Source organism: Paenibacillus sp. LjRoot153, assembly GCF_964253085.1.
Lineage (GTDB): Bacteria > Bacillota > Bacilli > Paenibacillales > NBRC-103111 > Paenibacillus_E.
Window position 1 is genome coordinate 2,898,003 of record NZ_CAXUQH020000001.1, and the last position, 10,798, is coordinate 2,908,800.

Annotated in this window: 6 protein-coding genes; all 6 read left to right on the forward strand. The window is 43.0% G+C overall.

Features of this window, described 5'->3' with window-relative positions:
- Positions 1-133: 133 nt before the first annotated feature.
- Entirely contained in the window at positions 134-2,197 is a 2,064-nt protein-coding gene (locus ACSQ8P_RS12305) for a methyl-accepting chemotaxis protein (protein WP_436235438.1), read from the forward strand.
- Between the two features lie 23 nt (positions 2,198-2,220).
- Positions 2,221-3,267, forward strand: a complete 1,047-nt coding sequence (locus ACSQ8P_RS12310; RefSeq protein WP_436235439.1) for an ABC transporter substrate-binding protein — start codon at positions 2,221-2,223, stop codon at positions 3,265-3,267.
- Positions 3,268-3,654: 387 nt separating this feature from the next.
- Positions 3,655-4,647, forward strand: a complete 993-nt coding sequence (locus ACSQ8P_RS12315; protein ID WP_436235440.1) for an S-layer homology domain-containing protein — start codon at positions 3,655-3,657, stop codon at positions 4,645-4,647.
- Positions 4,648-4,774: 127 nt separating this feature from the next.
- Positions 4,775-8,479: a carbohydrate-binding protein gene (locus ACSQ8P_RS12320; protein WP_436235441.1), complete on the forward strand. Its 3,705-nt coding sequence runs from the start codon at positions 4,775-4,777 to the stop codon at positions 8,477-8,479.
- 152 nt (positions 8,480-8,631) lie between these two features.
- Entirely contained in the window at positions 8,632-10,362 is a 1,731-nt protein-coding gene (locus ACSQ8P_RS12325; protein ID WP_436235442.1) for an S-layer homology domain-containing protein, read from the forward strand.
- A gap of 194 nt (positions 10,363-10,556) precedes the next feature.
- Positions 10,557-10,775, forward strand: coding sequence for a hypothetical protein (locus ACSQ8P_RS12330; RefSeq protein ID WP_436235443.1), 219 nt, complete (start codon positions 10,557-10,559; stop codon positions 10,773-10,775).
- Positions 10,776-10,798 lie beyond the last annotated feature (23 nt).

Genomic DNA, 10,798 nt, shown 5'->3' on the forward strand with positions numbered 1-10,798 from the left:
TTAGAAAGTATAAGTTTTCGGTCGCCGAAAACGTCTTGCTAATTGGCGATAAAAACAACCTTTAAAACGCGGTCGCACATCCTCGAAGGACTTCGATAGAAGTTTTTCTCATATGTAAATTGGGGGAACTTACATGCCAAATGTTATGAACATCGTACGGATGCTACTTCAACGGCCAAGTCGGTCTATCGGTACTAAACTTTTCCTCATTTTTTTCTGCTTTTTAGGTGTTTCTGTCATAGGTATGGGTGTATTTTCTTCCCGTATTGCTGAAAACGCAATCATTGATCAAATGAAAAAAAGCTCGCAGGATTTGGTTACAACTGCGGGAGAGAAATTAGATATGAAGCAGCAGTTTTACATAGATTTATCGAATCAACTAATTAGTGATAGCACATTTACTAAAAATTTATTTCAAATTTCTAACGGCGGGATTGGAAAGGCTGAATTGCAGCGAAGAACTTCCGAAATGAGAGATGTATTCGACCAGTTAGCATTATCGGATCAGAGTATTAGGGACATCACTCTCATCCCCATTCAAACGTCCCTTGAAATCATAAGTACGCAACGAGAAGGGTTGACTCCAGATCTAAGAACGGCTAGTTGGATTCAAACTATTCGTAGTGCGAGCGGTAAACCCGTCTGGATGCCCATTGAAGAAAAAGGGTACTTAGGTGATTCACCAAAACCCCTCTTTGCTTACGGGAGATTGCTGGGTAAAAATAATGTAGGCTCAGAGGATTTCATCTTAATCGTTCAAATAGAAGCTAAAGTATTACAAACGATGGTTAATGCTTTTAAGCTTAGTGATGGCGCGGAAACGCTTATTACAACGCAATCTGGGAAGATTATTTTGAGCAATAACAGGGTATCGAACACTCACGATATCTCCATACCTGCGAATTCAACAGTTTCAGGCAGCTCCATAGATAAAAACGTGAGTGGGATTAATAATTTGCTGGCATATCGCCAATCATCCGTCAGTAATTGGTCATTCATTGCGATTGCCCCATTAGCTGAGTTAACCCAGTCTGTTAGTAAAATTCAAAAGATGACGTATTTATTTATAGGTTTGAACATACTTGTTGCTTTGATAATTGGTTTTTGGATTGTATTCATGGTTGGAAAGCCACTCTCTCATATGGTGAAGCTAATGAGACTAGCTGCCGATGGCAATTTAACGGGGAGACTGTCTATTCGGAAAAGGAAGGATGAAATTGGACAAGTAGAATTCGCATACGAGCAGATGATGGAGAATATTGGAGCTCTTATCATGAAATCTAGAGAAAGTGTGAATGAAGTCACTGAATTTAGCAAGCGTATGAGCAGTGCAGCCGAAAACACGGTTATCTCTGCAAGAGAAATACACGCAGCTACAGATCAAATTGCGGGTGGAGCTATTGACTTGGCAACGAATGCTGAGGAAGGTGCTGCGCGTATGGAACAAATGAGTGCTTCTTTAACTGATGTATTCTCGCTTCAACATAAAATGGCAAGTTCAGCTCAAGAGGTAGAAGAGGTTTGTAAAACTGGTGGTAGGTCAGTTCATAATCTAATGCGTAAGGCAGGAGATACCGAAGCTAGTTTTCTAGTTGTAGCAGGCAGAGTTAACAGACTCCAGGAATCTGCAAGTTCTGTTCGTGCTATACTGAAAATCTTGAGAGAGATCACAAATTCAACCAAGATATTATCACTTAATGCTTCGATTGAAGCAACCAGGGCTGGAGCCGCAGGAGCTAGTTTTAAAGTCATTGCGAATGAGATACGCCAACTAGCGGAACGATCCAATGCCTCCATAGGTCAAGTGGGACAATATACCGATATTATCTTACTAGAGGTAGAATCAACAGTAGGGGCTATGTCTGATGCACTGCCATTCTTTCAAGATATGAATGTGGAAGTCTTTGAGGTGTTCAAATTATTTACACGAATTCAAGAAGAAATGGAGCAGTTATTAACACGCTCTACGGATGTTACCTTGTCTTTAGATAAATTAAACGCTGTACAAACGGTACTTGGTCAGGCTATATTCGAAGTATCTGCTGTATCACAAGAGTCATCAGCCTCGACGGAGCAAGTCGCATCACTCTGTTCAACGCAGCTAACAATCGGCGAGCAACTGTTGGAAGTCTCTACGAGACTGAATCACATATCAGGGCAATTAGAGCGACATATGTCTCATTTCCACACGGAATAATCTTCAAGGGGGACTTGAATAAAATGTACAAGAGTAGACCGAAGAGTATGTTGTTAGCGCTTACCAAACTGCTTGTGTCGATAAGCATTCTAATGTGCTTCTTTGGTTGTGAGCAAGCTCAAGTTGATGAAGCCACTAGGAAGGTTGGAGAAGAAAGCCAAGACACGACTGTAACTACGCCTACACGTAAAAATCCAGTCTTAGGTTTCTCGCAGCTAGGTTCTGAAAGTCAATGGCGACTTGCAAATAGTTTATCCATTAAAATTTCTGCTAGCGAATCTGATGTGGAGCTTAACTTTCAAAATGCAGAGCAATCGCAGGGTAAACAAATTGAGGCGATCCGAGAGTTTATTAGCAAGAAAGTGGATGTCATCGCCATAGCTCCTGTTGTAGAAACGGGATGGGAGCCTATTCTGAAAGAAGTTAAACAAGCAGGAATTCCAGTCATTATTATTGATCGGCTTGTAGATGTCACTGACCCATCGCTGTATGTGACCTACATTGGTTCTGATTTTTATGAGGAAGGTCGAAAAGCAGGAAAGTATTTATTGGATAAAATTCCTAAATCGAATAAATCAATAGGTATTGTTGAATTAAAAGGTACAGAGGGATCAACGCCATCCATTGCTCGGGGAAAGGGATTCCGTGACGTCATTTCTTCGCGTGGTGATTTGCAATTCTTGAAGAGTGAGAATGCAGATTTCACTGTTGCCAAAGGCAAAGAAGTGATGAAGAAATTTTTGCAAGAAAAAGGAAGAGACATTCGTGTGTTATATTCCCATAACGATGATATGACCTTCGGTGCACTAGAGGCGATAGAAGAATATGGATTAGTTCCGGGCAAAGATATTGTGGTCATCACCGTAGATGGCACTAGGAAAGCACTTGAGAAGATGAGTGAAGGTAAAATTAATTTAGTGGTTGAGTGTAATCCGTTGCTAGGGCCTAATCTCATTCAAGCTGTGAAAGAAATCGTGAAAGGCAGCACCTTGCCGAAACGAATTGTTACCCCTGAAAATGTATTTACACAAGTGACAGCAGAGAAAGAAATTGCTTCTCGTAGTTATTAAAGGAAGAATGGGGATGAATTCCAAAAGTAAAACGTTTGTTATTTTACAGTAAATGTACACTATTATACGATCCACTTATTGGTTGAATTTATATCGTATATTCATAGAAATATTCACTTTTCTAATAAAAAATTACATTCTGAAATGATTGTGTTTAAGTTAAACTGAACTCAGTAATTATCACAGCACAGTAATTTTGGTAATTACAAATGACTAAAAGGAGTGTAATCAAATGGAAGTAAAGATGGAATTCGAGAGGAGTCTTAGTTCCCGAAAGATTGTAAAATTTATCTTACTGACTTTGCGTATGGATCAACAAAAATAATTGAATAAGTTAACTATCTGTGTGTCCGGGGATGGGATATTGTGCATTCTAAGGAGATTAACATGAGAAAAGGGAAATTAACTTTCGTAATGTATTTAATTGCAGTGATGGTAATTACATGTTTCCCCCGCGTAGGATATGCAGAAGGGGATACGCTCTTCACACTAAGTAAAAGTGCAGAAAACGCTTTGCCTGATCAAGCGCTGGAAGTTACGGTGAATGGAAATAACTTAAAAGGCCTTTATGCATATGAAGCAGTGATTACGTTTGATCCTGATGTTGTTGAATTGGTTAAGGCGGAATCGAAGTTGGAGGGTTTTTTTCTACCTCCGAAGGTAGATAACGGAAAAATGACGATAGCCTTCACAAAAGTTGGAAAGAAGGCAGGAGAGCAAGGAAGATCAGCTCTGAGTACCATAGCCTTCAAAGGAAAGGCTCAGGGAAATGCCAATATTAAGCTGCTATCCGTGAAGGCATTGGATCCAAGTCTGACTGCAACTGTACACAGTTATGGTACGGCCTTCGACGATCTCGCAGGCTATGAATGGGCAAATACGGAGATCGAAGCGCTAGCATCTTCGGGAATCATCAAAGGAACGTCGGCTACTACCTTTAGCCCAGGGGACAATATTACCAGGGCAGACTTCATTTGCTTGCTGGTCAGAGCTTTATATCTTCATGTAGAAGTAGATGGCAATTTCAATGATGTAGAACAGTCCGACTATTATTACAAAGAGGTAGGGGTAGCCAGGAAACTGGGAATTGCTCAGGGAACGAGCGACAGCCTGTTCGAGCCGAGGCTAAGCATATCCAGACAGGATATGATGGTGGTGGCTGCACGAGCAATGAAGATAGCCGGAAAAATGCTGGACGAGTCAGTTTCAGACTTAAGTAACTTTAGTGATTCGAGTGAGGTAGCAGCTTATGCAGCAGGCCCCTTGTCTCAACTGGCCAAGGAAGGAATCATTCAGGGCTACAATGGCTTGATCAAGCCAAATGATACGGCAATAAGAGCGGAAGCAGCCGTTATCATACATAGGTTATTGAACAAGTAGATTAAGATGGCGGCATCCCGAGACGGAATAGTCAATTGCTACCCTGTCCTGAAAAAGGTTTGTGCTATCAGGAGGAGTCAAATCAAGAATTAATTGAAAATTCAAATAATAATGTGGAGGTTGTTCTATGAAGAAATTGAAGAAAATGCTGGGGATGACGATGGCTTTAACTCTTGCATTCACATTAAGCCCAGTTATGGAGAAGCAGGCAGCAGCTTCGACGCTCACTCCAGCGTTGGCGAAAACACCTGGTAATAACAATCCGCTATTTACGCAAAAATTTGGTGCCGATCCCTATGCCATGGTTTATAACGGCAGAGTTTATGTCTACATGACCAATGATGTATTGGAGTACAATGCTGACGGGACAGTTAAGGATAATGGATACGGTAAGATTAATAAGATTACGGTTGTTTCGTCCGATGATATGGTGAACTGGACAGACCACGGGGAAATCCTTGCAGCAGGGGCGCAAGGTGCGGCCAAATGGGCAAACAACTCCTGGGCGCCGGCGGCTGCACATAAAACGATAGATGGCAAGGAGAAGTTCTTCCTTTATTTTGCGGATAATGGAAGCGGCATTGGTGTGCTCACAGCGGATAGTCCGATCGGCCCATTTACAGATCCAATTGGAAAACAATTGGTAAGCAGAAGTACTCCTGGGGCTAGTGATGTCACATGGCTTTTTGACCCAGCGGTACTGGTTGACGATGATGGAAGCGGTTACTTGTATTTCGGCGGCGGTGTTCCGACAGGAAAAGATGCTGACCCGGGAACCGCACGTGTTGCAAAGCTTGGTGCGGATATGATCAGTTTGGATTTGAGTGTAAGCGGCGGAACGCTTGGGCGCATCAATCCACCGTGGTTGTTTGAGGATTCAGGTATCCACAAATACAACGGGAAGTATTATTACTCCTATTGTACTAACTTCTCTAGCGGGCATCCTTCGGATATCCCTACGGGAGCAATTGGCTATATGGTAAGTGACAACCCAATGGGGCCATTTACCTTTGTCAAAACAATACTGCCAAACCCTGCTACGTTCTTTGGTGCTGGAGGTAACAACCACCATGCGATTTTTGAATTCAACAACCAGTGGTATGTTACCTACCACGCGCAGACCGTTGCAAAGGCAATGGCTGAAAGCGGTATGTATCCACAAATGGGTGGGCAACCGCATGGATACCGTAATACAAACATCAATAAGGTAAGTTTTGATGCAAACGGGGTTATCAATCCTATTACTGGCGATTACGCAGGTGTACCGCAGCTCAAAAATTTGAATCCCTATACAAGGGTTGAGGCCGAAACAATTGGTTGGAATGGCGGAATATCCACTGAAACCACTACCCAGCCAGGAGGCATGGTAAGCAGTATAAACCTGGCTGTCAGCAACATCAATGATGGGGACTGGACTGCGGTATCCAAAGTTGATTTTGGAGCTACAGGCGCAGGAACATTTAAAGCTAATGTTGCAAGTGGCTCGGGCGGTGGAAACATTGAGCTTCATCTTGACAGTGCTACTGGCACATTGATCGGGACACTTCCCATTTCCAACACAGGCGGAGACGATGTTTGGAAGACAAAAACAACGAGTGTTTCTGGTGCTACAGGAATCCATGATGTATATATGGTATACACGGGAGCATCAACAGGTAATCTCTTCAAGGTAGATTCTTGGCAATTCGAGCAAAAGACAGCTGCTCATGATCTAGTTGCAATCAACGCATCCATTGATAAACAAAAGATTGATATTGTTTCCGGAACCAATCAGGCTAACATGAAGGTTTCAGCTATATACGCCGATGGAACAAGTACAGATGTTACTGCTCAGGCCGTTGCAACACCGGCACAAAACGGTTTTGTAAGTGTAAACAACGGAGTTGTCACTGGGGTGGGCTATGGCTCCACAAGCATTGACATAAGCTATGGCGGAAAAACAGATACGCTTAATATGCTTGTAAAAGACTTGAACAGCGAACTGACGGTGAAGAAGATTACCATTGACAATGGTTCAGTTACGCTGGATTCTGGCAAAACTGCAACATTTAAAGTAACAGCGGAGTATATGGATGGACACACAGAAGATGTAACCAAAACAGCAACGTATACCAATCCAAGTCCTGCTATTGCAGAAGTTGCGGGTGGTACTATAACGGCTAAAGCAAGCGGAACAGCAAATGTTACTGTAAGTTTTAAGGGAGCATTAGGCGCTGCTGCAACATCGCAAATTAGTGTACTTGTCAATACGCCTTCTGTTGTGGCCATTGAGGCAGAAACAGCAGCAGAAAACACAGTCAATGCCTATGTATATGGCACCATAAATGGTCATACTTGGTCGCTTGTTGATGGACAGTCCACGAAAGCGATGTTTTTCGGGCCTAATACGGTGTTCACTGCGTCAGGTACGGATGCAGCTTCACTTGCAGCCAATTCCAGACTTGGATATAAAGTCAACTTTCCAACTTCAGGAACCTATAATGTTTGGATACTTGTCAAGACACTTGGCTACGATTCGGACTCCATCCACGTTGGATTAGATAATCAGTATAAATTCACTACTAACGGTATTGAGGGTCTTACTCTTGGTCCTCAGTATAAATGGGCGAATATCAGTGGTTCTAGTGGCGGTATGTTTGGCGGAGCTACTTTGAATGTTACTGCTGGCGTACATGAATTGAACTTCTGGGGAAGAGAAGACGGCCTTGCCATCGACCGAATCTATTTAACGACAAGCAACGCTACCACAGACCCTGTCTGGCCTCAGCCACTAGTACCTACAGCTACGATTTCAGCAGACAGCAGCGTGCAGCCTGGAAGCAGCTTTACAGTGGCTGTTAGTGCGGACAACGTGACACAAAGTGTTTATGCGCAGGACATCACCATATCTTATGATTCCAATGTATTTGATTATGTGAGTGCGGTAGGTGCCAATAACAACATCCAGATCGTGTCAGAGAACAAAGATACTGTTGGAAAAGTTAGACTCATGACCGCCAACACCGGAGTTGGGATATCTGGAGTCAGTACACCGGTGCTGAATCTAACCTTCAAGGTAAAGGCTGGTGTTCAGAATACCAGCGGAACGATTGCAGCTACACAGGCAAAGTTCGGTGTGGCTCCGGAAGGAACCGTGATTGATGCTGCTCTTGGCAGTAAGAGCATTTCAGTAGGCGCTATTGCAGTGGTTAAGACAGCGTTGACAACAGCTATTACGGATGCACAGAGCCTGTATGACGGTGCAGTCGTAGGAACAGCGAACGGTCAATACCCACAAGCAGCCATGGATGCATTCGGTGCAGCCCTCACTGCAGCAAAAGCTGTAAGAGACAGCGCAAGTGCGACACAGTCCCAGGTTGACAGTGCCGTAACAGCACTAGTCAGTGCAAGTGATAGCTTCAAGGCAGCCGTTGTGGTTGTAAATAAGACTGCTTTGACAACAGCTATTACGAGTGCACAGAGCTTGTATGACGCTGCAGTCGTTGGTACAGCGGCTGGTCAATACCCGCAAGCAGCCAAGGATGCATTTGGTGCTGTCCTCAATGCAGCAAAAGCCGTAAAAGACAACCAAAGCGCGACACAGTCCCAGGTTGAAAGTGCCGTAACAGTACTGGGCAGTGCAAGCGATGCCTTCAAGGCAGCCGTTGTTAAGTCAGCAGACCTCAACAACAGTGGAGGCATCGATGTGGGTGATCTTGCGATGGTAGCGTACAATTACGGTAAGAATTCCACCGGCGCAGACTGGGCAACAGCCAAGATTGCTGATATGAACAACGATAATAAGATCGATATTATTGATCTTGCGTATGTGGCATCCAAGATGCTTGAATAAGTGATCCGCTCATTCGTTAGGGTTAAACATACCACACGAGTTGTCCATTATAGGGATGGGCATCGCGGTTAATTATTTTTCTACTAAATCCAAGAGAAGGCGATGGGAGACGGTTGTCTCCCATTCGTACCTTGAAATGAGGGATCGTGAACATGAAACGTAAATTTCAATTTTTCTTCCTAGCTATTATGCTCATTGTCTCGCTATTACCTTTATCAGCTGCAGCACAAGTAACAGATGAATTTGTATTGAGGTCTTCGGCCACTAGTGTCGAGTTAGGAGACAACGTTACGATTGCCGTTTCAGGCGAAGCCCTTACAGACTTGTATGCTGCCGAGATAGAATTAACTTATGATGAACAGTTAATAGAGTATTCTGGCTATACTAGCAGACTGAGTGATCAGGCTTACGTACTTGCGCCTAAAGTACAAAACAACAAAATATTGCTGGTTTTTACGTTAACAGGAAACAAGCTGGGACTAACCGGCGATAAGGATTTATTTACACTTTCGTTTAAAGCTTCCAAAGTAGGGACAGCTTCCGTCTCCTTAAGTTCTTTGACACCTATCAATAGCCAGCTGGAAAAGAGCAACGGGAACATGGGTAACGGAATTACGTTGTCGGTTAATAATTCGAACACCGGCACTGGCACTGGAACTGGCACTGGAACTGGAACTGGCTCCCAAGGGACAGAAACTCCGCCATCGCCGGGCACCTCAGGTACATCTGTTTTGTTACTGGATACATTGACTGCTAATCAGGGTGTTGCTTCTATTGATGTAGCATCAAAAGATCTACTTGAAGCGGGTAAAAATTCCAAAGATGAATCGGTAACGATTAAAGTCAACTCAGGTTCTGACGTTAAGGAAATCCAACTGAATCTGCCGGCGAAGCAGCTTCAACAACTCAGTTCAGAATCAGGCGACGTAAAGACGGTAAAGGTTGAGACGGATCTTGCTACGGTTACCATTAATCGGGATGTTCTTGAGAAAAGCACACTGTCGGAAACTTCAAATTTGCAATTAAGTATTGCCAAGGTAGACCCTGCCAACCTTTCGCAGGATATAAGAGAAGAAGTCGGAAGTTCTGTCGTGTACGATTTTAATTTGAGTTTAGATGGTAGCAAAATCACAAAATTTAACAAGAAAAGTGTCCTAGTAGAAGTACCGTATACATTGGCACCTAATGAAAAGCATAATCAAGTAGTCATCTACTATATAACGGAAGATGGTAAATTGGAAATTGTTAGAAATGGAAAATACAATACCGAAACAGGCAAAGTTCAGTTTCAACCTACTCACTTCAGCAAGTACACGGCTAATCATGTTCAGGTTTCCTTTAGTGATATGAATGGTTATACATGGGCAAATGAGGCCGTTCTTGGCTTAGCGGCTCGTGAAGTTGTGAGCGGTAGAAGTGAGGGCCAATTTAATCCGGATGGGGAGGTAACAAGAGGAGAGTTCGTTAAGATGCTGATTCAACTCTTCGATCTAGCGGATTCCTCTGCAACTGCAGCGTTTACAGATGTTGATCCAGGTGCATGGTACTACAGTTCCATTGCTTCAGCACAGAAGATAGGCCTCGTGCAGGGCAAGGATGATGGTAGTTTCGGTGTGAACGACCAGATCAGTCGCGAAGATATGGCGGTGCTTATGTATCGGGCTTCAAAGATGATTAGTACTACAACTGTACAAGCAAATGGTACAACTTCGAATTTCCTTGATCAGGATCAGATCTCTGCATATGCCATGGATGCTGTTTTGGCTGTGAAACAGGCAGGCTTAATGGACGGAGCGGTAGAGGGCTATTTCGAACCAAACGGAAAATCGACGAGAGCACAAGCTGCAACAGTAATCTACAGACTCTTTCAAGCAATGAAATGAGATTAATAAACACAGGCAGCATTCCTATTATGTAGAATGACTAGGTTTTAAATTGAAAAAGATTCCTTGGTGAGATGTTAATGGGTTCACGATGCTTGCTAGCAACTGGACCCATGGCTTCAAAGTAAGGATTGTTGAATGAGAAGTTGTTTTGAAAGTGTTTACATTAAATGTTGTAGAAGGAGATTATTGTAATGAATATACAGATGATTGAGGAGAAACATCAATACTCAGTTTGGGAGAGAGTCGATACAAAACGGGCAAAGGGCATGTTGAGCAAGATGAAAGACAGATTGATCAGAGAAAATAAGCTTTCTCCTGATTATGAGTTATCTTTTATTGCTTATGCGTTAAAAAGTGAAAATATCCTGGTTCTTGCTGCAGATAAGCTGAACGTGCCTGATTCTAGTTAATTAATTAAAAATTTATTTTTTAT

Bases quoted from the DNA above. Each gene is read 5' to 3' on its own strand.
- ACSQ8P_RS12330 (WP_436235443.1), top strand. From the start codon at position 10,557: ATGAATATACAGATGATTGAGGAGAAACATCAATACTCAGTTTGGGAG.
- ACSQ8P_RS12320 (WP_436235441.1), top strand. From the start codon at position 4,775: ATGAAGAAATTGAAGAAAATGCTGGGGATGACGATGGCTTTAACTCTT.
- ACSQ8P_RS12325 (WP_436235442.1), top strand. From the start codon at position 8,632: ATGAAACGTAAATTTCAATTTTTCTTCCTAGCTATTATGCTCATTGTC.
- ACSQ8P_RS12305 (WP_436235438.1), top strand. From the start codon at position 134: ATGCCAAATGTTATGAACATCGTACGGATGCTACTTCAACGGCCAAGT.
- ACSQ8P_RS12315 (WP_436235440.1), top strand. From the start codon at position 3,655: ATGAGAAAAGGGAAATTAACTTTCGTAATGTATTTAATTGCAGTGATG.
- ACSQ8P_RS12310 (WP_436235439.1), top strand. From the start codon at position 2,221: ATGTACAAGAGTAGACCGAAGAGTATGTTGTTAGCGCTTACCAAACTG.